This window comes from Burkholderia sp. BCC0397, assembly GCF_902832865.1.
In the GTDB taxonomy this organism is placed as follows: Bacteria; Pseudomonadota; Gammaproteobacteria; order Burkholderiales; family Burkholderiaceae; genus Burkholderia.
In genome coordinates, this window is sequence record NZ_CADFDL010000012.1 from 79,462 (window position 1) to 101,474 (window position 22,013).

The following is a 22,013-nucleotide window of genomic DNA, read 5'->3' on the forward strand; positions in this document are numbered from 1 at the left end:
CACCGACTACGACCTCGAATCGAAGATCGAACAGATGGACGAAGGGACGATGACGCCGCCATGCTCGTCGAGTAGCGGAGGCTAGCGCGCGCGCGGCAGACGCTGCTGACGGGCGACCGCGAGGCGGTCGCGCGCAAGGTCGCGGCCGAGACCGGCATCGACACGGTGGTCGCGCAGGCGCTGCCGCACGACAAGCTCGCTTACGTGATGCGCGGGATCGGCGCCGGCCGGCAGCCGCTCGTCGTCGGCGACGGGCTGAACGACGTGCTGGCGATCAAGGCCGGCTCGACCCGCATCGCGATGGGCGAACGTGGCGTCGACATCGCGATCGCGTCGGCCGACGTCGTGTTGCTCGGCGACGACCTGAAACGGATTCCGACCTGCATCGGCGGCCTGCCGATCAGGGAATGGCGATCGACTCCATTACGCCGCCGCCCGCCGCTACGCCACAGGCGCCGCGCCCCGGCCGAATCAGGCCGCGCAGCACCTTCCTTCCGCCGTTCCCGCTACGGCATCAACCGATCCAGCAGCGGCGAGCTGAAGACCCGCTGCGGGTCGTAGCGCCCGAGCGTCGCGCGCGCCGCCTCCCAGTTGCTCGCGGCAGGCTGCCCCGCGCTTTGCAGATTCGGGATCGTGGTCGCGAGCATCGTGTCGTCCTGCCATGCGGCGGTGTCGGTGTAGGCCCAGCCCTTCGACCATTCGGGACGTACCGTCGCATACGCGCCGCTGTAGTTCGACAGCATCCACTGCTCGATCTCGCGGTAGAAGCGGTCGGCAGCCGGCGTGCCCGGCAGCGTCAGGATATCCAGCCAGACCGCGACGTCCCATTCGGGGTGATCGGGCCGCGGCTTGAGCGCGGACAGCGTGGGGACCGCCGCGCCGGTGCCCGCATCGGCAGCCTTGTCGAGCCCCGTGATGCGGATCTCGACGGGACCGTTTATCGGATATTCGCCGCGCGTTTTGTACGCGTCGATCCGGTTCTGATAGAACTGGACGAATTCGCTGACCACGCGCTGCACGTCGGCGCGCCGCGCGAGCACCGCATAGCCGTTCGCGGTGACGCGCAGCGTCGACGGACGAATGTACTGCAGCACGGTGCGCGACCAGCCCCAGATGTCCGCACTGAGCGTGAGCGCGAGGCCGGCGGTCGTGATCGCATATTGCGTCTGGCCGAACAGCGGCGTCAGCGCGCCTTCACCTCCGATGATGATCCGCTTGACGAGATCCGACAGCGATTGCGGAATCGAATCGGAGAACGGGTAGTTGTACGGCTGCGTGACGGGGCGTGACAGCAGCGGCTTGCTGGGCGTCGGGGTCCAGACCTTGAGCCACGGGCACGTCGTAAACGGAAACCAGATCGCCTCGAGCCGGCCCGCCTGATCGAGGAACGACGCGATAGTGCGACCCTGTCCGGCGTTCGCCGAAAACAGTTCGGATGCCGGAATGTCGATACGGCTCTGGCAGCGCAGCCGCTGGTTCGGGCCGGCCATCAGCGTGACCTCGACGACGAACGCCCGGCCGATGTGCGTGAGGAACGCGCCCATGTCGGGATCGCTGCGCTGGAACGTGCGCAGCACGTATTGCCGGCTCGCGGGATCGAACACGACCGCGGTCAGCGTGAGCACCAGGTTGCTGAGCGAACCATAGGTGTGGCCGGGCTGCAGGGTTTCGCCGACCGCGGGCGCGGCGGTGCCGTGCGCGTCGATCGCGAGCGCGCCGCCGAGCGTGATGTCGCCCGGCGCCGGCACGGCGACGAAGCCGAGCCCGTAATCCTCGAGCTTCGCGAGCAGCGTCTCCAGCGAGATGCCCGTTTGCGCGGTGACGCGCGCCGGGCGCGTCGACGTATCGACGGACACCGCGGTCAGCGACTGCGTCGTATCGACCAGCACGACGTTGGCGGGGGCGGCGCCTGGATCGAGCGTCAGCGGCGACCAGTTGTGCATGTGGCCGCGCGGGCGCACCCGGTAGCTGTTGGCGCGCGCCCAGTTGACCGTCGCGACGACGTCGTTGGCGGAGCGCGGCGCGGCGGTCCACACGTCCTGCACGACGATCTCGCCGCTCCAGTTCTGGAACGCCTGCTTGTAGAGCGGGATGTCGGCCGGGAAGCCGGGCGGCGTCGCGCCGGCCGACGCCGCGTGTGCCGCGACCTGATAGATCGGCGTCCAGCCGGCAACGACGCCGGCTGCCGCGAGCTTGGCCATGTCGGCGAGGAACGCGCGACGCGGCGTGGGTTCGTCTCGGAAATCGTGATTCATGCTCTGCTCCAACGCTTGGAATTGTTTTGAGGATCGAAGTCAACGCGTGGCGATTACGGATGGCGCCGTTTCAGCGGAAGGGATGCGCATGACGAATCGCGCGTTGATTGACCGGAATTTGAAGCGATGCATCGCGAATATCCCGCGGCGTGTCACCGTGGTGACGCATTCATAACGGGATGGCTACGGAGAAACTCGGCCGGCGCGGGTGTGCTGACGTTATTTCAGGCGCGCACCGGGTAATGACGTGTTTTAGAGTGTCGTTTTCATGTTTTTGGATTGGTTGAATAAATTTTGAGATGATTTCAAATCGGTAAATGATGCCGTGATTGCGGCGAGCAAAGGTTAGCAACTTGTCTTGGTTGCGGCAATTGATTTGGCGCTGGAATAAAGTTTCGGGTTGGTGGTAAACTCAACCCCCTCATCATGATTATTGCAGTTAGGATAATATTCAAGGAGACTGTTTCCGGCGTACTCCATGCAATGACGATGTCATATTCATCGGAAATGCTGTTCGTGTCGTCCATTCGCGCGGGAGCGAATGAGCAAATCCACGGCTGGCGACCGTCTGGCGGCCACGTCAGGCGGAACGGTGGATTGAAGCCATCGTTGAATGACGTGAAGCAATCGGCCGAAATTCCTGATTTACAAGGTTTTCGGAGCGTGCCCGGTAATGACGGCGGTCGGTGATTGTCTCGTCGGATCATGCATTGCCGCGCAGGCGGTCGATCATATGCGCTGGCGGTTTTTTCTGAATTAATCTGAAAAAAGCTGAAGATTATCTGGCTCGACTGAAGCCAGGGTGCGCACACGGGTTCGGAATTCCGGGAATTCGCCTGCCTGGTGGTTTGGTCATACAAGTCGGACGTTTCGTTGGATACAAAAAATCACAATTTTTGTTACCGTGATCAACCGAAGTGTGTAATCAAAACTCAATGAGAATAATTGTTTCGTTTTGTGGGAGCGATTTTTCCTGGCCTTCCAGGCAGGCGGCCGATTTGCAAAACCCGGTGACGGAAGCCATCTCGCTGGATTTTCGCGGTATTTGCCAGTAACGATCGTCGATCAATACGACGCCATCTCCATGGCGTCGCCGAACACGGAGAAAACATCGTGTCTGCTTCATGCTGGTCATCGGGCGGGTCGATCGCCGATGACGGGGCCGCGGCCGCCGCCGCCGCGCCCGAGGATCGATCGTCCGCGCACGGCGTCTTCCTGATCGCCGGATATGCACGCTTGAGCGATGGCGCGCGGCATGTCTCCGAGCATCTCGGCGCGGGCTGGCGCCTATGCGAGCTCGATGCCGATCCTGCGGAAGAGACGGCGCCGACGGTCGAATGGCTCGCCACGCGCCTGCTCGAACGCATCGTCGCGCTGCAGCCGCGCGGGCCGTACCGGCTCGCGGGATGGGCGTCCGGCGGCCTGCTCGCCTACGAAGTGGCGACCCAGCTGGCCGGGCGGGACGAGACCGTCGAGTTTCTCGGCATCGCCGATGCGTCGCTGGCGGCGCACGCAGCCCGACCCGGGCAGGCCGCCGATGTGCCGCCTGGCGTGCGTCTCGTCGAACTGGTCGCAAGCGGCGGGGTGGCCACGGGTGCGCGCGACTTGCGCCGGGTCGAATGGCTGCAGCTGTTCGACGGCGAAGCGGGCGGCGGTGCGCGCGCAGTCGATCCGCGTGACCTGTTCGAAGGCGCCGCGACGCTGGATTTAGCGGCGATCGCGTCCCGGTGTCGTGACGCGGGGCTGCTGCCGTCCGCGTTGCGCGGCCTGAACGATGTGCAGCTGCAGCGCTGGCTCGACCGCTGGGCCGCGCTCGATCACGCATTCGCGCATTACGAGCCGTTTTCGCTGCCGCTGCCCGTTCACTGGTTCGAGCTGCGCAGCGCCGGCGCGGATGCCGCGACGTTGCCGGCTCGCGCCGACGGCTGGGCGGCACGGCTCGAGCCCGGCGTGTGCCGCGTCGTCGACGTGCCGGCGCGGTACCCGGCGGCGGGCGGCGTCGCGCCGGCGCTCGGCCGTGCGATCGCGCATGCGTTGCAGGACGCGCGTGCCGCGGCGGCCGAAGGCGGCGGCGAACGCACCTCACATGCGCCGCAGACGAGCCATCTCCCGCACCTGCCGATCCAGCGCGGGACGCCCGGTTACGCGCCCGTCGTGCTGATTCCGGGGGCGGGCGACAACGTCGCGACGTTCCTGCCGTTCACGATCGCGGTGGAGCGGGGCTGGCCGATGCACGGCCTTCAGCCGCGCGGCCTCGACGGCGTGCTTGCGCCGCACGTGAACGTCGCCGCGACGGCGGCGGCTTACCTGCCGGTCGTCGAACGACTGGCGGCCGACGCGCGCGAGCCGGTGCACCTGATCGGCCATTCGTTCGGCGGCTGGGTCGCGCTGGAAATCGCGTGCCGGCTGCAGGCGCTCGGCCGCTCGCCCGCGTCGCTGACGATCGTCGACACCGAGGCGCCGGCGTCGGCCGGCCGGCTGGGTCGCCAGTACACGTTCGCGAGCGTCGTGTGGAATCTCGTGCATGCGCTCGAGCAGGCGACCGGCCGCCCGCTCGGCATCGAGCGCGACGCGTTGTTTCGCGCGGACCGGCGCGGGCAGTGGGCGATGCTCCATCGCGGGATGGTCGACGCCCGCATCATCCGCGGCGGCTCCGGGCCGCGCGACGTGCAAGGCATCGTGCGCACCTACGGGACGGCGCTGCGCACCGCGTACCGTCCGGCCGACGTCTATGCCGGGCGCGCGACGCTGGTGCTCGCCGCCGACTGCGACGACCCGGCGCGCAGTCTCGCGCCTGACGACGTGCTGTCCGGCTGGCGGCGCTTCGCGCCGCGGATGGCCCTGTGGCGCTGTCCCGGCAATCACTACACGATGATCCGGCCGCCGTCTGTCGAGCACTTCGCGCAGTGGTGGCAACAGACGGTGCGCGGCGAAATAGCCGAGGCCGAGGCCGCCGCCGGGCCCGCGCACGACCTGGCGTCGAACTGACGGGAACCCCAAGCGCGGCGATGCAACGGGTGCGGCGTGAACCTCGCCGGCGTCGCGTCGCCGCCTTCAAGCACGCATTACAAGGAGAGTCAGATGGTCGAAGTCTTCGCGAAGCTCGGCAAGGTGATTTCGAGCGCGGGCAGCGAGCGGTTCGCATCCGACATGCACGCGCTGCTGGCCGGGTCGGTTCCGCTCGCGATCACCGGGATCACCGAATGGACGCTCAACGAACCGGCGGGCAAGGTCGTCGACGTGCAATCGCTCGGCGCGTCCGGTACGCCCCGCGACGGCCTGCGGATGGTGCCGCCCGCGGAGCAGGTCGAGCGCGACCCGGCCGGGCATCCGCTGGTGAGCTGGATCGTGTCCGCCAGCGATCGGCAGTTGATTCACATCGACCCGCTCGCGCGGCGCGGCGACGCGATGCCGCCGCGAGGGACGGGCGCGGGATTCCAGTGCCATCTCGTGTCGCGCAAGGACAATCGCCGCTACGTGATCTCGCTGCATCGCACGTTGTCGCATCGCGATTTTTCGCTGCAGGAGATGTCGTTCCTGAAAAACTTCGCCGATACGCTGCTGCCGCTCGTCGAGTGGCATGCGTCGACGCGGCGGCATGGCGCGCCGGCGTGCAGGGCGCCGCGTGATCCGGCGACCGGTGCAAAGGGGAGCGAGACGCTGCGCCGCGAGTTCGAGGCGCGGCTCGCGCGCGCGTCGGTCGTGCTGTCGGCGCGCGAAAGCGAAGTGTGCCTCGGGCTGCTGGCGGGCAAGATGCTGCGCGAGATGGCCGACGCGCTCGGCGTGAAGGAAAGCACGATCGAAACCTACATCAAGCGCGCGGCGGTCAAGCTCGGCATCAGCGGACGGCACGGGCTCACGAAATGGATGATCGACGATTGCGTGCCGTACGCGTCGGCAGCCTGACGGACGGCGGCGCACGCGCGCCGGCCGGGCGCGCCGACGCGGCAGCCGCCGCTCCGAATGCGCGCGGTTGTCCCGGCTTTCCGTTGCAGACATCGCCGCGCAGCGGTGCTTCAATCGACGTGCCGGGCTGAGCGCCGGCACGTCTCTTCCGTCATCCATCGCCTGGAATCCCTTCATGCAACACTCGACCGCCGCCGTACTGGACGACTCGACCCTCGACTTGCGCGTACCCGGCACGATCCGCGCGTTCCGGCATCTCGCCGCGAGCCTGCCGGGGCCCGTTCGCCTGTGTCTGTTCGACGATCCGTCGGATCGCCCGGCGTCGGGCGCACACGACGCGCAGCGCATCGTCGCGCACGCGTTCGCCCGCATCGGCGCGCGCGACGTTCGGTTCGATCCCGACGGCGCCACGCGTCTTTCGTCGTTCGAACTGCTGATGAGCCGGCGCATCAGCGCCGCGTTCGACTACCGGTACGACCACTTCGACACGCCGGAACGGCTGGCCGACGCGCAGCGCGCCGTGGACGACTTCGATTTCGATGCGCTGGGCGCCGGTGTCGAGCGCGTGCGGATTGCACGCGAGCCGGGCGTCGCGCTGTCCGCGTATGCGGGTGCGCGGCGCGATCAGTCCGCGGTCGTGCTCGCGTTGCCGTGCGGGATGCCGGTCGACCTGTGCCAGCGCTGGTTCGATGCGCTCGCCGAGCACCACTTCGTGCTGACCTGGGAGACGCGCACGCTGTTCGGCGCATGCGACGCGTTCGATGCGGCGCGCACTGACGTCGACGCGCAGGTCGACGACCTGTTCGCGGTGATGGATCGTTTCGACGTCGGCCGGGCGCACCTGATGGGCATCTGCGGCGGCGCCGTCGTCGCGTTGCAGGCGGCGCTCGCGCAGCCGGCGCGGACGGCGTCGCTGAGCCTGTGGTATGGCGACTACAACCTGTCGGACGACGCGCTGCGCACGAAACATCAGCGCAACTACGCATGGCTGATGGAAGCCGCCGCGCAAGGGCGCGACGTCGCGCAGGATCTGCAGCGCATGTTCGCCGATCCGTCGACGCTCGTGACCGTGCCGGCCGAGATCGCGCACGCGGCGCTCTATCCGTATGCGAATGCGGAACTGATGTACCGGTACGCGAAGCTGAGCGATGCGCTCAACAAGGTCGACACGCTTGCGCTGCTGCCGCGTGTCGGCGTGCCGACCTTCGTCGTCGCGGGAGACGACGACGAGGTCGCGCATTGCGGCGGATCGGTGTTCGTCGCCGGCAGGATCCCGGGCGCGCGACTCGAGGTCGAGGTCGGCGGCAGTCATCCGAAGCTGTTCCGCGCGGCGGCGCCGTCGGCGTCGCGCGCGCTGCAGTTTTTCGCGGGTCACGCGTGATGCGCGAAGCGCCACGGCGCGCGCACGTGCCGGTGGTTCGGCGCGAACTTCGGAATCCGAACGTGAAAGGGGCCGCCGGCACGCCGGACCGTCGGCGAGCTTGACCAACCCGTCGCGCAAGTCACATCGGTCGAAGTCGACAGGCACGACGCGCGGCCAACAGCGCCGTGGTGCCTGCTGAAACGTCCTCTCAGACGCCGACCAGTGGCGACGCGCGTTCGAGCCGGGGCGGGCCGCCGTCGCCTGCCTCGTCGAGCATCCAGCGGGTGAGCCCGTGACGCCCGCCGAAGCCGAGCTTGACCGCCGCGCGCTTCAGGTAGGTCTCGACGGTGCTTTCGCGCAGCGCGAAGCGCCGGGCGATGGCGGACACCGTGTCGCCGGAGAGCAGCGCGGTGCATGCCTCGATCTCCCGCGTCGACAACTTGACGCCCGCTTGCCGCAGCCGCTCGGCGAACCGTCGCGCGAGGCGCTCGCGGCCGGTTTGCGTCGCCGCGGCCGCGTCGGCGGCGGAACGGGCGGCCGGTGTGTCGGCATCGAGCGCCGCGACGTGGCTCGCGACGATCGGGAACAGCACGCGCGAGAAGTCCTTGAGGAAGGTCCGCTCCTGCGGCGAGAAATCGTCGAACGCATTCGCGCGATACAGCGAGATCAGGTAGCAGTGGTCGTGCTGGCCGCTCGCGAGATGGAATTGCGGGCCGGGCGGCGGCGCGATCGCGTCGTGCGTATCGAAGAAGCGCTCGAGCAGCGCGTGGGTCTGGGCGGGGCAGGCAAACGTGTCGTCGACATGCAGATGGCTGCCGCCTGAAGCCGTCCGTGCCGTCGACGGCCTGCCTGAGCCGGCGCTCGACGGCGCGGTGTGCGCGAGCGTCTCGCCGACGGCGCCGATGCTGCGCACCTTGAGATCGCCGTCGACCGCGAGCGTCGACAGGCGGATCCCGTCGACGGGGACCGCCGCGAAGATCAGGCTGTACATCATCCGGGGAAAGCGTCGGCTGCCGCTGCTCGAGATCGCTTCGCCGATGTGGGTGAACAGTCTGCTGAACTCCATGAAACATTCCTGGTGACGTTGAACCGGCGCTTGCGCGCCGGGGCCTGTTCGCAACGAGCATGTCACCGCACGCTGTCCTGGCGGTGGCCCGCTCCGCGATGGATGAAGCGAACGCCGGGTGAACGTGCGTGACGAGCGCGAACGGGCCCGCGGATGCCGACGTGATTTAAACACCCGGCCGCAGCGGCGTCTGTAACGGATAGCCGGGACAAGCGCTGCATGGCCGCGGCGCCGCCGCGCGGGCAACTGTCCCACTTTTCTGCGACAGACAGCGCGATGCGCCGATGTTTCAATCGGCGTATCCGGTGCCTGATGCGGTCGCCCGTCCGGGCGCTCCGCCGTTCGTTGAAAAGGGGGATTGCTGTGCACGTTTCCGAATCGACCCGAGGCGACCCTCGCGTGACGGAGCGCCGTCGTCCGGACGGCCGCTCGCTGCATCACGCGTTCGGCCAGCGTGCGCGCGAATTCCCCGCGCGCATCGCGGCGTCCGACGAGACGCGGCGGCTGACCTATGCGGAACTCGACCACCTGGCGTCGGCGTTCGCGCGCGAGCTGCGCGAACGGGGCGTCGCGCGCGGCGCGCTCGTCGGCCTCTACATGACGCGCGGCGTCGACATGCTCGTCGCGCTGCTCGGCATCCTGAAGGCGGGCGGCGCCTATCTGCCGATCGATCCGGCCTATCCGCGCGAACGCATCGCGCATGTCGTCGCGGACAGCGGCGTCGAAGTCGTCGTCTGCACGTCCGACACGCTCGAGCGGGTATCCGGCGAGAACCTCGCGAACGTGCGCGCGATCGCCCTCGACGCGATGCTGCCCGCGCTCGCGGCGAGCGCGCCCGGGGACGGCTACGTCGATCCTGAATCGAGCCCGGACGATCTCGCCTACGTGATCTACACGTCGGGCTCGACCGGCAAGCCGAAGGGCGTGATGGTCGAGCATCGCAACGTGCTGCATCTGGTCGAGCAGGCCCGCGCATGGTTCGAATTCGACGCGTCCGACGTGTGGTCGCTGTTCCACTCGATCGGCTTCGACTTCTCGGTGTGGGAAGTGTGGGGCGCGTGGTTGACCGGCGCGCAGGTCGCCGTCGTGCCGTACCCGGTGTCGCGGGAGCCGGCCGCATTCCACCGCTGGCTCGCGCACCACCGCGTGACGATCCTCAACCAGACGCCGTCGGCGTTCCGGCAACTCGATGCGGTCGATCGCGGCGCGGCCGTCCCGCTCGCGCTGCGCTACGTGATCTTCGGCGGCGAAGCGCTGCCGCCGTCGCTGGTCGCGCCGTGGCTCGCGCGCCACGGCGACGCGCATGCGCAGCTCATCAACATGTACGGCATCACCGAGACGACCGTGCACGTGTCGTTCAAGCGGATCACGCCACGCGACACGCAGGCGGCGGCAAGCCCGATCGGCCTGCCGCTGCCGCATCTGCGGCTGCACCTGCTCGACGCGCACGGGCGGCCCGTCGCCGACGGCGCGACAGGCGAGCTCTACGTCGAGGGCGAGGGCGTCGCGCGCGGCTACCTGAACCGGCCCGAACTGACCGCGGCGCGCTTCGTGCAACTGCGCTGCCCGCAGACGGGCGAGCCGCTGCGTGCGTACCGGACGGGCGACCTCGCACGGCGCGGCGAGGACGGCGAATACGTGTACGTCGGCCGCGCCGACGAGCAACTGAAGATTCGCGGCTTCCGGATCGAACCCGGCGAGATCGAGGCGACGCTGATGCAGGGCGGGGGGCTGGACGCGTGCCACGTGGGCGGCCACGACTACGGCGACGGCGATTGCCGGCTCGTCGCGTACGTCGTGCCGGCGCACGATGCGCAGCGCACGACCGACGCGACGATCGCCGGCCTGAAGGCGCGCGCGGCCGCGCATCTGCCGGATCACATGCGGCCGTCGGCCTACGTCGTGCTGGCCGCGCTGCCGCTGACCGCGCACGGCAAGATCGACAAGCGCGCGCTGCCCGCGCCCGAAACGGCGGCGTGGGGGCCGGCCGCGCAACCGGACGCGGACGCGCCGCGCACCGACGAGCTGGCCGCCGTGCTGCAGGTGTGGCGCGAGCGGATCGGGCTCAAGGGCATCGGGCCGGACGACGATTTCTTCGGGTTCGGCGGCACGTCGCTCGCGCTGATTCGCTCGTTCGTCGAACTGAAATCGCGTTATGGCGTCGAGTTCGAGCTCGGCGCGCTCCAGCGCGGCGCGACGGCCGCGGCGCTCGCGGGCTTCATCCGGTCGCGTCGCGACGATGCGCCGGTTCAGGCTTCCTGATGCGCGTCACGTCGTGTGCGTCGCTCGTTGCGCTGCTCGTCATCCTGCCCGGCTGCATGCTCGGGCCGACGTACCGGCCGCCCGACGCGGCGTCGCTGAAGATCCCTGCCGCGTGGCACGCGACGCTGCCGCATGACGGCAGCGTCGTCGCGCTCGCGCACTGGTGGCGGCAGTTCGACGATCCGGCGCTGACGGCGCTGATCGACGCGGCGCAGGCGGACAGCCCGACGATCGACGCGGCGCTCGCGCGGATACGGCAGGCGCGGGCGAGCCGCGCGACCAGCGTGGCCGGCCTGCTGCCGAAACTCGACGGCATCGCGTCGTTCAACCGGTCGAACGCGAATACGCAGGCGGTCACGTCGAACGACGTCAGCCAGTCGACGTCGGTGCAGAGCGGCGAGCTCGACACGTCGCGCGCGGGCCTGCAAGCATCGTGGGAACTCGATCTGTTCGGCAAGGCGCGGCGCGGGCTGCAGGCCGACGATGCGCGCGTCGCCTCGCGCGTCGGCGAATGGCATGACGCGCGCGTGAGCGTCGCGGCCGACGTGGCCGACGCGTATTTCCGCACGCGCGCGTGCGAATCGCTCGTCACCGCGCACGAGGACGAGCAGCGCTCGCGCGCCGCGACGGACGCGGTGACGCGGCAGCGCGTCACGGCCGGCTTCCTGTCGCCGGCGGATGCGACGCTGCCGCAGGCGTCGCTCGCGGAAGGCGAAGACGTGCTGGCGCGCCAGCGCGCCGAGTGCGAGGCGGACCGCAACGAGCTCGTCGCGTTGACCGGCCTGTCGCGCGATGCGCTCGACACGCGGCTCGCGGCGGGCTACGCGAAGGTGCCCGAGCCGCGCGGCGGGGCGCTCGACGCGCTGCCGGCGCGCACGATCGAGCAGCGGCCCGACGTGCGTGCGTCGGAGCGCACGCTGGCGGCGGCCAATGCGGAGATCGGCGCGGCGATCGCGGCGCGCCTGCCGTCGGTGTCGCTGTCCGGCTCGATCGAGATCGACCGCTATCAGGCCGGCGGCGGCCAGTCGTTGACGCTGCGGCCGTGGATGTTCGGCCCGACGCTCACGCTGCCGCTGTTCGACGGCGGCACCGGCGCGGCGCGCGTCGAAGGTGCGCGCGGGCGCTACGACGAGGCGCTCGCAAACTACAAACGAAAGGTCAGGCAGGCGGTGATGGAAGTCGAAAACGCGTTGGTGCGGGTCGAGGCATCGGTCGGGCGTGAACGGGCCGCGCTCGTCGCGCAGGAGAACTACAAGCGCTACGCGCAGACCGTCGAGCGGCGGTTTCGCGTGGGCTCGAGCGACGTGCTCGAAGTCGAGACCGCGCGCCGGCAGTACGTGACGAGCCGGCAGTCGGTCGCGTCCGCGCGGCTCGAGCGCGCGCAGGCGTGGGTCGCGCTGTACCGCGCGGTCGGCGGCGGTTGGCAGGCGGGCGGCGCAGCGGACGACGGGCACGCCCGGGCGGATGCGGCGCACGCTGCGCCGGCGGCGACGGAGGGGCAGGCGACGGGCGAGGCGCCCGCTGCGAGCGATGGGCACACAGCGAGCGGCACGCGGGTCGCGAGCGAGGCGGCGCGATGAACGGCCGGCATACCACGCGCGCGGCGGCGCTGGCGATCGTTGTCGCGATGCTCGCGGGCGGATGCGGACCGTCGCAGCCGAGCGCGCCGTCGGCCGATTCGGCCGCTCACCCGGGCAAGAACGCGGGCACAGATGCGGGCACAAGCGCGGCCGCGCCCCGAACCGGCGATTCGTCCGATGCCGCCAGCGCCGGTCACGCCGCGCTCGGCGTGCGCCTCGTCGCGCCCGACGTGCGGGACTGGGAGGCGCGCGAAGAGGCGAGCGGCGCCATTGCCGCCTATGACGAGATCGAGCTGACGGCGCCGGGCGAGCTGCCGCTCGCGGTCGTCGATGCGCGCGTCGGCGACCGGGTCCGCAAGGGACAGGTGCTGGCGCGGTTCGACACGGCCGGCCTCGCGGTGAAGCGTGCCGACGCCGACGCGGCCGTCGCCGAGGCGAATGCGCGGCTCGCGCAGGCGAGCGCGCAGCTCGACGGCGCCAGGACCCTCGACGAAACCGGCTCGATCAGCCGGCAGGAGCTGATCAAGGCCCAAACGCAGCAGAAGGTGAGCGTCGCCCAACTGGCCGGCGCGCGTGCGCGTCTCGCGGGCGTCGAGCTGCAACTGCGCCGCGCGGTCGTGCGCGCGCCCGACGACGGCGTGATCGCGGCCAGCAAGGCGATCGAGGGCGCGGTGCCCGCCGCCGGCGCGACGCTGTTCACGCTGATCCGCGGCGGCCGGCTCGAGTGGCGTGCGCAACTGGGCGCGAGCGCGCTTGCCGCGGTTCGCCCGGGGCAGCCCGTCGAACTCGCGCGCGCAGACGGCGGCACCGCGCGCGGCGTCGTGCGCCAGGTGGCGCCCGTGCTCGACAAGGCGACGCTCGCGGGCATCGTCTACGTCGACCTGCCGGCGGACGCCGGCTTGCAGGCGGGCGGCTTCGCGTCCGGTGCGATCGTGACGGGGCGCACGCGCGCGCTCACGCTGCCCGACGCGGCGGTGGTCGCGCGCGACGGCTTTCATTACGCGTGGACGGTCGACGCGCGCCAGCGCGTCCACCCGGTCAAGCTCGTGCGCGGCCGTGCGCAGGATGGGCGCGTCGAGGTGCTCGCGGGCTTGCGGCCGGACGCGCGCGTCGTCGCGTCGGGCGCGGGATTGCTCGACGAAGGCGACGCGGTGACGATCGTCGCGGGCGGCGACGCCGGCCAGCACGGTGAGCACGGTGAGCCGGCCGCCGCAAAGCGGCCCGCACCCGCATCTGCATCGGCATCTGCACCCGTGCGCGTCGCAGGAAACGAGGGCGCGCGATGAACTTTCTCGAATGGTCGGTGCGCCGGCCGCTGCCGACGATCCTGCTGTTCGCGCTGCTGTGCATCGGCGGCGCGCTGGGCTTTCGCGCGTTGCCGGTCGCCGAGTTGCCGAGCGTCGATGCGCCCGTCATCGCGATCGACGCGAGCCTGCCCGGCGCGACGCCGTCGCAGCTCGAGCGCGACGTGACGCGGCCGATCGAGCAGGGCGTGGCCGGGCTCGGCGCGGTCAAGCGCGTGCTGTCGCGCGTGACGGACGGCCGCTCGCACACGACGGTCCAGTTCGCGCTCGAGGCCGATCCGCGCGACGCGCTCGAGCGCGTGCGCGCCGCCGTCGGCCGCGTGCGCGGCCAGCTGCCGCCGGACCTGCCGGAACCGGTCGTCGCGCAAGAGCGGATGGAGCGCGTGCTGCTCGTCTATGCGGTGTCGTCGGCGCGGCTCGATCCGGTGGATCTGTCGTGGTTCGTCGATTCGACGCTGAGCAAGGCGCTGCGCGCGGTGCCGGGTGTCGCGCGGGTCGTGCGGCAAGGCGGCGTGGACCGGCAGATCGACGTCGCGTTGAATCCCGTCGCGCTGCAGGGGTTGCGCATCGATGCGGGCGACGTCGCGAAGCAGGTGCGCGCGCGCCTCGCGGATGCGCCCGCCGCGCGCGTCGATATCGACGGCCGCGCGCAGTCGGTGCGGATGGCGCAGGCGGCCTCGGGCGTTGCGGCGCTCGGTGCGTTCGACCTGGCGCTGGGCGACGGCCGGCGCGCGACGCTCGCCGATCTCGCGACGATCCGCGACGCGACCGCGAGCCCGACGCAGGCAGCGCTGCTCGACGGCCGGCCGGTGATCGGCGTGCAGGTGATGCAGGCGCCGGGCGCGGACGAAGTGCGCGTCGCGCAGGGCGTGCGCGACGCGATCGAGCGGCTGCGGCGCGCGCACCCGGGCGTCGAGGTGCGCGCCGTGGCGGACTACGTCGAGCCGATCCAGCGCGTGTTCGACGGCGCGATGTCCGCGTTGTACGAGGGCTGCGTGCTGGCCGTCGTGATCGTGTGGCTGTTCCTGCGCGACTGGCGCGCGACGCTCGTGTCGGCGTCGGCGCTGCCGCTGTCGATTCTGCCCGCGTTTCTCGCGATGGCGTGGCTCGGTTTCTCGCTCAACCAGCTCACGATGCTCGCGCTGATTCTCGTGATCGGCGTGCTCGTCGACGACGCGATCGTCGAAGTCGAGAACATCGCGCGCCACCTCGGCGACGGCAAGCCGCCGCGCGTCGCCGCGCTCGACGGCGCACGCGAAATCGGCGTCGCGGTGATCGCGACGTCGCTCACGCTCGTCGCGGTGTTCCTGCCGACCGCGTTCATGAGCGGCGCGATCGGCCGCTACTTCAAGCAGTTCGGCTGGACCGCGGCGGCGGCCGTGCTCGCGTCGCTGGCGGTCGCGCGGATGCTCACGCCGATGATGGCCGCGTACGGGCTGCGCCGCGCGCCGCCGCCGCACGACGACGGCCGCGCGATGCGCGGCTATCTCGCGTGCGTGCGGTGGTGCGTCGCGCGGCCGTGGCGCTGCCTGCTGGTCGGCGCGGCATTCGTCTGCGCGTCGCTGGTGGCGCTCGCGGCGCTGCCGAAGGCGTTCCTGCCGGCGCAGGATCGCGCGGAGATCGTCGTCGGCGTGCAGGCGCCGCCCGGCAGCGATCTCGACGCGACGCGAGCCGCCGCCGAGGCCGCGCGGCGCGCAGCCGTGGGCATGGCCGAGATCGCGTCGGTGTACACGACGATCGGCGAGCGCGGCGCGGCGGGCGACGCAACCGATGCGGCCGTGCTGACGTTCGCGCTGACGCCGCCCGCGTCGCGTGCGCGCTCGCAGGCGCAGGTCGAGGCCGAGCTCGCGCGCCGCTTCGCCGCGGTGCCGGGCGTGCGCTTCACGGTCGGCGACAAGCAGACGGACAAGGTGGTGTCGATCGTGCTGTCGAGCCGCGACGGCGGCCTGCTCGACGACACCGCGCGCCGTGTCGAGCGCGCGCTGCGCGCGGCGCCCGGGCTCGGCGCGGTCGCCTCGACGGCGGCTTCGCGCCGGCCGGCGCTCGCCGTCGTGCTCGACGGGCCGCGCGCCGCCGCGCTCGGCGTCACGCGCGACGCGGCGGCCGACGCGCTGCGGGTGGCGACCGCGGGCGACACGCCCGAGCGCCTGCCGCGGCTCGACGTCGGCGGCAGGCAGGTGCCGGTGCGCGTGCATGCGGCGGACGGCGCGGGCGACTGGCTGTCGCGGCTGCCGGTGCCGGCGCGCGACGGCAGCGTGCCGCTCGCGAGCGTCGCGCGCCTGGTCGATGACAGCGAGCCCGCGCAGATCGACCGTCGCGACGGCGAGCGCTACGTGACGCTCGACGTCGGGCTCGCCGACCGACCGCTCGGCGACGTGATCGCGCAGGTCGACCGGCTGCCGGCGCTGCGCGACCTGCCGGTCGGCGTGCGCCGCAGCGCCAGCGGCGACGCGGAATCGCTCGACGAGCTGTTCGGCGGCTTCTATTACGCGATGCTGTTCGGCCTCGCGTGCGTGTACGGCATCCTCGTGCTGCTGTTCGGGGGCTTCGTGCTGCCGGCGACGGTGCTCGTCGCGCTGCCGCTGTCGCTCGGCGGCGCAGCGGCGACGCTCGCGCTGAGCGGGCTCAGCCTGTCGCTGGCGTCGCTCGTCGGCCTGCTGATGCTGATGGGCCTGTGCACGAAGAACTCGATCCTGCTCGTGCAGTACGTGCTCGTCGCGCGCGAGCGGCAGCGGCTGTCGCGCATCGACGCGATCGTCGACGCCTGCCGCAAGCGCGCGCGGCCGATCGTGATGACGACGTTCGCGATGATGGGCGGGCTGTTGCCGCTTGCGTTCGACGCACAGGGCGACGTGTTCCGCTCGACGATGGCGATCACCGTGATCGGCGGCCTCGTCACGTCGACCGCGCTGAGCCTGCTGCTCGTGCCCGTCGCGTTCGTGCTGCTCGATGCGCTGCAGGCGCGGCTCGCGCGGCGGCTCGCGTCGCGTGCGGGCGACGCGGCGCATGGAGGGGGGCGTGAAGGCGCGGACCATCCGGACGAGCGCGACGCTCACGGCGAGCGCGCGCCCGGCCTTGCCGTGTCACGAGACCGTGTGCAGTAGATGAGAAGAATCTTGCGAAACGGCCGATCGATCGATCTTTGTTTCAGCTTTGGTAAATAATTTAATTCAGTAATGCGATTCGTAAATGTTTTGATTTAAATGGTATTGGTTTCACGCAAAGATTTTAACGTTCCATCTAGCTTCGTACGCGGCGCGCATTTAGAATGCCGCCAAGCTTTCGACACGATTACTTCGATTTCTAAATTGTTTAATAAATAATTCGGAATACTTGGTTTGTTGCGTTTGGGTGAATTGATTGAATTGCTTTCCTCGTGCCTGTTTGCCTTTCGAGAAAAGTGCGCCGGAATACCTGCAGTTGAATCAACGGGCCGTCATGTGATCGACCGGGCGCGCACTGCGTCGCTCGGCGATGACACACGCCTGCTGCTTCGACAACACCCTTTTGCCATCGCGATTCAGGCTGCACGGGACGGGTGCGGGCATCGTGCCCGGCCGGTGCCATGCCGTAATCGCGGACTTTGAATTCACACTTTTGCGAGCGCTGACAATGGACGACTTTTGCCGCGCGAACTTGCCCCCGATCGAGGATTGGCCGACATTCCTCGTTGATTTGCCGGGGCTGCAGTTTCCGCCATTTCTCAATTGTGCCGCCGCGCTGCTGGATGCCGCAGTCGAGGAACGGGGCTGGGCGGATCGCGTCGCGATCAGGACCGAATCGGGCGTGACGTGGTCGTATCGCGAATTGCGCGATACGAGCAACCGGATCGCCAACATGCTGGTCCACGATGCCGGCCTGGTGGCCGGCAACCGGGTGCTGCTGCACGGCACCAACCACCCGTTCCTCGCCGCGGCGTGGTTCGGCGTGGTCAAGGCGGGCGGCGTGGTCGTCACGACGATGCCGAAGCTGCGCGCGGGCGAACTGTCGACCGTCATCGACCGGGCCAAGGTCACGCACGCGATCTGCGAAGCTGCGCTGGCGGCCGAACTCGACGCCGCGATGGCGCGCATGCAATGGCGTGGGGATGTGCGGCGCTACGACACTCAGGACGCTGATCCGGGTGACCGCTGGCTCGACGCCTATCCCGCCGCATTCACGGCCGCCGAGACACGCGCGGACGACCCGTGCCTCATCGCGTTCACGTCGGGAACGACCGGGGAGCCGAAGGCAACCGTCCATTTCCATCGCGACGTGATGGCGGCCTGCCACTGCTTTCCGCAGCACGTGCTGAAGCCCACCGCCGACGACGTCTTCTGCGGGTCGCCGCCGCTCGCGTTCACGTTCGGCCTCGGCGCGCTGCTGCTGTTTCCGGTCAGCGTCGGCGCGAGCGTCGTGCTGTTGCCGAAGGCGAACCCGGAACGCCTGCTCGCGGCCGTCGCCCGGCACCGGGTCAGCATCCTGTTTACGGCGCCGGCGGCCTATCGGGTCATGCTCGACCATCTCGACGATCACGACGTGTCGTCGCTGCGCAAATGCGTGGCGGCCGGCGAAGCGCTGCCGCTCTGGACGCGCGACGCATGGCACGCGCGGACCGGCATGCACCTGATCGACGGGATCGGGGCGACCGAGATGCTGCATATCTTCGCGTCGACCGGCGACACCGCGTCGAAGGCCGGCACGCTCGGCCAGGCGGTGCCCGGCTACCGCCTGGCGATCCTGGACGAGCAGGGCCGATGCCTGCCGCCCAACCAGATCGGCTTGCTGGCCGTGCAGGGGCCGACCGGGTGCCGCTACCTGAACGACGCGCGGCAACGCGACTACGTCAAGCACGGCTGGAACCTGACGGGGGACGCCGCCTACCTGGACGAGGAGGGCTATCTGTTCTATCAGGCCCGCGCGGACGACATGATCATCACCTCCGGCTACACGGTGTCGCCCGGCGAAGTGGAGCAAGCGCTGCTGCGCCATCCCGATGTCGCCGAATGCGCGGTCGTCGGGCAGATCGACGAATGGGGCGGCACGCTCATCTGCGCGCACGTCGTGCTGCAACCGGGCATCGAGGGCTCGGACGCGTTGACGACGCAGTTGCAGCAGCACGTCAAGGGCGTGATCGCGTCGTACAAATGCCCGCATCGCGTCGCGTACCACGCCGGCGGCCTGCCGCGCAACGGATCGGGCAAGTTGCAGCGCGCCGCACTCAGGCACGAGCCCAATGGCGCGCTGCGTGCGCCGAATCACACCGACCGAAACGAGCTCATCGCCTTATGAAAATTCTTGGAGCCGCGGTGGCGCTGCCGGGCGCAGCGACCGCAGCACAACCCTTTGCCAACGATTACGCGGTCAAGGCCGCCCGGCAGGCGCTGCTGCAAGCCGGTTGCCTGCCGTCGGAACTGGATCTGATCGTCAGCCTGTCGATTTCGCCCAGCCGGATGGCGGACGCGCCGGAGATCGCCGGGCCGCGGCTGGCGCATCCGGTGCAACGCGACCTGCGTGCGCGCCATGCGGCCGTGTTCGACCTGCTCGACGCGGACTGGACACTCGCCCTCGATCTTGCGCAGAGCCATTGCCGGCAGCTCGGCTATCGACGCGCGCTCGTCGTTCGCGCGGAAGCGCTCGCGGATGTCGAGCAGGTCGCCGCGAGCGGCTTCGCCGACGGCGCGGGGGCGATCGTCCTGACGCCTTCCGGCCACGACCGCGGCTATTTCAGCCGTTACGCGGACCTCGACTCGCCCCCGTTCGCGACGCTCGACGCGCTGCCCGCGCGGCGCGTGAACGGCGCGCTGTCGCTGGCCCGGTTCGAGAGCCGGTTCGATCCCGTCACCGGTCGATTCGACGTCGAACCGGTCGATGCGGCCGCCGCGGTGCGCGCGATGGTCGACGAGGTGCGAAGCCGCATCGACCGGCCCGCCGCCAGGCTGTTTTGCGAATCGTGGATGAGCGGATGGCCGTCGATCGCCGCCGGCGCGGCGGGCGATTTCCGCATCGAGGTCGGCGCCGGTCCGACGGACAAGGCGGACACCGCGGACATCCCGAATTCGTTCCAGCTGCCCGCGTGGCTCGCGTCACGCGTCGCGGATTCAATGTCGTTGCGTGACGATGAACGGACGGTGGTCGCCATGACGCTGGATCCGTTCAGGCCGCGCATCGCGTGCAGCACGATGGAGGTCTGATGGCACACAATGTCCGAATCGCAAGTCTCGCCTGCCGCCTGCCGGCACGCCAGGTCCGCAACGACGATCCCGTGTTCGCGGGCGTCGAGCCCATTCCGGCGCAATGGTGGCAATTCTGGGGCATCGAATCGCGCTACATGATCGATGCCGATGCCGGCGAATCCGAGCTTGCGCTGGCCGAGCGCACGGCGCGCGACGCGCTCGCCCGCGCCGGCGTGGCGCCCGCCGAACTCGACCTGGTGCTGTTCAACATGACGTCGCCGTTCGTCACGCACGCCGACGGCCGGCGCCGTTTCGCGCCACGGCTGGCGCGTGCGCTGCGCGACCGGCTCGGCGCCACGCGGGCGCTCGACGCCGACGTCGAGATGGAATGCGCGAGCTTCGTGCTGCAACTGCAGCTCGCCGCCAACCTCATCAAGCAGGGGCGGGTGAAGCGCGCGCTGGTGTGCTCGTCGGAGCGCATGTCGGCGGTGGTCGACTACGCCACCAAGTCGTCGACGAACTTCGGCGACGGTGCGGCCGCGGCCGTGCTCGTCGCCGAGCCGGCCGATCCCGACGGCGCCGATTGGCTGGATGCCGCGTATCACAGCGATGGAACGCGCTACGACCTCGCGACGATCCAGTGGCGCAACGCCCGGGCCACGGCGGACGACGCCGCGGCGAGCGACCCCGACAACCCGTTCGGTGCGTATTTCACGCTCAAGCCCGAGGCGCAGGAGGCGATCTCGCGTTTCATGCCCGTCGCCATTCCCGATATCGTCGAGCGGCTGTTGCACCGGAGCGGGATCGGCGTCGCCGACGTCGATGCGATGGTGTTCCACCAGCCGTCGGCGCTGCTGGTGCGCTCATGGGCGCAGCGGCTCGGGCTCAAGCCGGACCAGTACGTGATACGCGTGGCCGATTGCGCGTGCCTCGTGTCGGCCGCCGTGCCGTTTGCGCTCTACGAGTCGATCCGGCAGGGCGTGATTCGGCCGGGATCGACGGTGGTGCTGGCTGGCGCGGGCGCCGGCTGGGGCTTCGGCGCGCAATTGTGGCGCTGGGGCGAAACCGTCGTGACAGATGCGCAAGACGCCGTCGCCGCCCTGACCGAACAGGAGGTGCGGGCATGAGCACCCGACTCGTGATCGCCGGCATGGGCCACGCGCTGCCGGACCGGATCGTCGGCAACGACGAAGTCGCCGGCATGATCGACACCAGCGACGCGTTCATTCGCGAGCGCACCGGCGTCGTGGCGCGACGCTATCTCGCCCCCGGTCAGCACCTGGCGGATCTCGCGTGCCCGGCCGCGCAACGGGCGATGGCCGATGCCGGCGTGACGCCGCACGACGTCGACCTGCTGATCGTCAACACGCTGTCGCCGGATCATCACGATCCGTCGCAAGCGTGCTACATCCAGCCCCGGCTCGGCTTGCGGGAGGTGCCGTGCTTCGACATCCGCGCGCAATGCAGCGGCGGGCTCTACGGGATCGAGATCGCGCGCCATTTCCTCGCGAGCGGCCTGTATCGCAACGTGCTGCTGATTTGTGCCGAGGCCCTGTCGCGGCGGATCGACACCAGCAACGCCGGCCGCAACCTGTCGATCCTGCTGAGCGACGGCGCCGCCGCGCTGCTGCTGCAGGCGACGGACGACCCGGCGCGCGGGCTGGTCGACCTGTCGCTCGGCGCCGACGGCACCCAGTTCGACCTGCTGATCACCGAGGCGCCGGGTGCGCGCCGCCCGCGCTTCATCGACGGCGACGACATCGCGGCCGGCCGGCACCATTTCCGGATGAAGGGCGGGCCGATGTTCGAAGACGCGACGCGGCGGATCGTTGACGCGTGCCGGCAGATGCTCGACAAGCATCGGCTGACGATCGCGGATATCGGCCTGGTCGTGCCGCACCAGCCGAACCTGCGCATCCTCGACGCGGTCATCGGGCAACTCGGGCTGCCCCGCGAGCGCTGCATGATTTCCGTCGACCAGCTGGGCAACATGGCGAGCGCGGCGTTTCCGGTCGCGCTGTCGCTCGCGCGCGAGCAAGGCCGCATGCCGGCCGGGCAGCTCAACCTGCTGGTGACCTACGGCGCGGGCGCGACGTGGGCCTGCGCCCTCTATCGGAGCTGA

Annotated in this window: 14 protein-coding genes; 12 read left to right on the forward strand and 2 right to left on the reverse strand. The window is 70.0% G+C overall.

The genetic code is table 11. The features are described from left to right. Positions 1–204: 204 nt before the first annotated feature. Positions 205–561 (forward strand): hypothetical protein, encoded by a 357-nt coding sequence (locus tag HWX03_RS28380; protein ID WP_347879539.1) that lies wholly within the window; start codon positions 205–207, stop codon positions 559–561. On the opposite strand, the gene HWX03_RS28385 is transcribed toward HWX03_RS28380, so the two are convergent. Next, entirely contained in the window at positions 507–2,255 is a 1,749-nt protein-coding gene (locus HWX03_RS28385) for a cholesterol oxidase substrate-binding domain-containing protein (RefSeq protein ID WP_175873541.1), read from the reverse strand. The two genes, HWX03_RS28380 and HWX03_RS28385, sit on opposite strands and share 55 nt — an antisense overlap. A gap of 1,113 nt (positions 2,256–3,368) precedes the next feature. Between HWX03_RS28385 and HWX03_RS28390 the strand changes: the two genes are divergently transcribed. From HWX03_RS28390 to HWX03_RS28400, 3 genes are all read left to right on the forward strand, one after another. After that, positions 3,369–5,243: an alpha/beta fold hydrolase gene (locus tag HWX03_RS28390; RefSeq protein ID WP_175873542.1), complete on the forward strand. Its 1,875-nt coding sequence runs from the start codon at positions 3,369–3,371 to the stop codon at positions 5,241–5,243. A 93-nt stretch (positions 5,244–5,336) separates the two neighbouring features. Beyond that, complete coding sequence (locus HWX03_RS28395; protein ID WP_175873543.1) at positions 5,337–6,161, forward strand: helix-turn-helix transcriptional regulator; 825 nt, start codon at positions 5,337–5,339, stop codon at positions 6,159–6,161. 175 nt (positions 6,162–6,336) lie between these two features. Continuing rightward, positions 6,337–7,542, forward strand: a complete 1,206-nt coding sequence (locus HWX03_RS28400; protein WP_174429638.1) for an alpha/beta hydrolase — start codon at positions 6,337–6,339, stop codon at positions 7,540–7,542. Positions 7,543–7,732: 190 nt separating this feature from the next. Here HWX03_RS28400 and HWX03_RS28405 read toward each other — a convergent pair whose 3' ends face one another. Beyond that, positions 7,733–8,590, reverse strand: coding sequence for a LuxR C-terminal-related transcriptional regulator (locus HWX03_RS28405; RefSeq protein ID WP_175873544.1), 858 nt, complete (start codon positions 8,588–8,590; stop codon positions 7,733–7,735). A gap of 399 nt (positions 8,591–8,989) precedes the next feature. Here HWX03_RS28405 and HWX03_RS28410 point away from each other — a divergent pair, with 399 nt between their 5' ends. From HWX03_RS28410 to HWX03_RS28445, 8 genes are all read left to right on the forward strand, one after another. Beyond that, the gene (locus HWX03_RS28410; protein WP_244132801.1) at positions 8,990–10,852 is read left to right on the forward strand and encodes an amino acid adenylation domain-containing protein; all 1,863 of its coding nucleotides are present in this window, start codon (positions 8,990–8,992) and stop codon (positions 10,850–10,852) included. Next, the gene (locus HWX03_RS28415) at positions 10,852–12,432 is read left to right on the forward strand and encodes an efflux transporter outer membrane subunit (RefSeq protein ID WP_175873546.1); all 1,581 of its coding nucleotides are present in this window, start codon (positions 10,852–10,854) and stop codon (positions 12,430–12,432) included. Before HWX03_RS28410 ends, HWX03_RS28415 begins: the two co-directional genes overlap by 1 nt. Then, complete coding sequence (locus HWX03_RS28420; protein ID WP_175873547.1) at positions 12,429–13,718, forward strand: efflux RND transporter periplasmic adaptor subunit; 1,290 nt, start codon at positions 12,429–12,431, stop codon at positions 13,716–13,718. Before HWX03_RS28415 ends, HWX03_RS28420 begins: the two co-directional genes overlap by 4 nt. Beyond that, positions 13,715–16,840 (forward strand): efflux RND transporter permease subunit, encoded by a 3,126-nt coding sequence (locus HWX03_RS28425; RefSeq protein ID WP_175873548.1) that lies wholly within the window; start codon positions 13,715–13,717, stop codon positions 16,838–16,840. The genes HWX03_RS28420 and HWX03_RS28425 overlap by 4 nt, the downstream gene beginning before the upstream one ends. A 508-nt stretch (positions 16,841–17,348) precedes the next feature. Next, positions 17,349–19,007, forward strand: a complete 1,659-nt coding sequence (locus HWX03_RS28430; RefSeq protein ID WP_174434862.1) for an AMP-binding protein — start codon at positions 17,349–17,351, stop codon at positions 19,005–19,007. Further along, the gene (locus tag HWX03_RS28435; RefSeq protein ID WP_174434863.1) at positions 19,004–19,909 is read left to right on the forward strand and encodes a hypothetical protein; all 906 of its coding nucleotides are present in this window, start codon (positions 19,004–19,006) and stop codon (positions 19,907–19,909) included. Before HWX03_RS28430 ends, HWX03_RS28435 begins: the two co-directional genes overlap by 4 nt. Further along, complete coding sequence (locus HWX03_RS28440) at positions 19,909–21,018, forward strand: 3-oxoacyl-ACP synthase III family protein (RefSeq protein ID WP_175873549.1); 1,110 nt, start codon at positions 19,909–19,911, stop codon at positions 21,016–21,018. The genes HWX03_RS28435 and HWX03_RS28440 overlap by 1 nt, the downstream gene beginning before the upstream one ends. Next, positions 21,015–22,013: a ketoacyl-ACP synthase III gene (locus HWX03_RS28445; protein WP_174434865.1), complete on the forward strand. Its 999-nt coding sequence runs from the start codon at positions 21,015–21,017 to the stop codon at positions 22,011–22,013. The genes HWX03_RS28440 and HWX03_RS28445 overlap by 4 nt, the downstream gene beginning before the upstream one ends.

Coding starts and splice junctions, on each gene's coding strand:
- HWX03_RS28425 (WP_175873548.1), top strand. CDS start 13,715: ATGAACTTTCTCGAATGGTCGGTGCGCCGGCCGCTGCCGACGATCCTG.
- HWX03_RS28385 (WP_175873541.1), bottom strand. CDS start 2,255: ATGAATCACGATTTCCGAGACGAACCCACGCCGCGTCGCGCGTTCCTC.
- HWX03_RS28415 (WP_175873546.1), top strand. CDS start 10,852: ATGCGCGTCACGTCGTGTGCGTCGCTCGTTGCGCTGCTCGTCATCCTG.
- HWX03_RS28430 (WP_174434862.1), top strand. CDS start 17,349: ATGGACGACTTTTGCCGCGCGAACTTGCCCCCGATCGAGGATTGGCCG.
- HWX03_RS28400 (WP_174429638.1), top strand. CDS start 6,337: ATGCAACACTCGACCGCCGCCGTACTGGACGACTCGACCCTCGACTTG.
- HWX03_RS28420 (WP_175873547.1), top strand. CDS start 12,429: ATGAACGGCCGGCATACCACGCGCGCGGCGGCGCTGGCGATCGTTGTC.
- HWX03_RS28405 (WP_175873544.1), bottom strand. CDS start 8,590: ATGGAGTTCAGCAGACTGTTCACCCACATCGGCGAAGCGATCTCGAGC.
- HWX03_RS28395 (WP_175873543.1), top strand. CDS start 5,337: ATGGTCGAAGTCTTCGCGAAGCTCGGCAAGGTGATTTCGAGCGCGGGC.
- HWX03_RS28445 (WP_174434865.1), top strand. CDS start 21,015: ATGAGCACCCGACTCGTGATCGCCGGCATGGGCCACGCGCTGCCGGAC.
- HWX03_RS28435 (WP_174434863.1), top strand. CDS start 19,004: ATGAAAATTCTTGGAGCCGCGGTGGCGCTGCCGGGCGCAGCGACCGCA.
- HWX03_RS28440 (WP_175873549.1), top strand. CDS start 19,909: ATGGCACACAATGTCCGAATCGCAAGTCTCGCCTGCCGCCTGCCGGCA.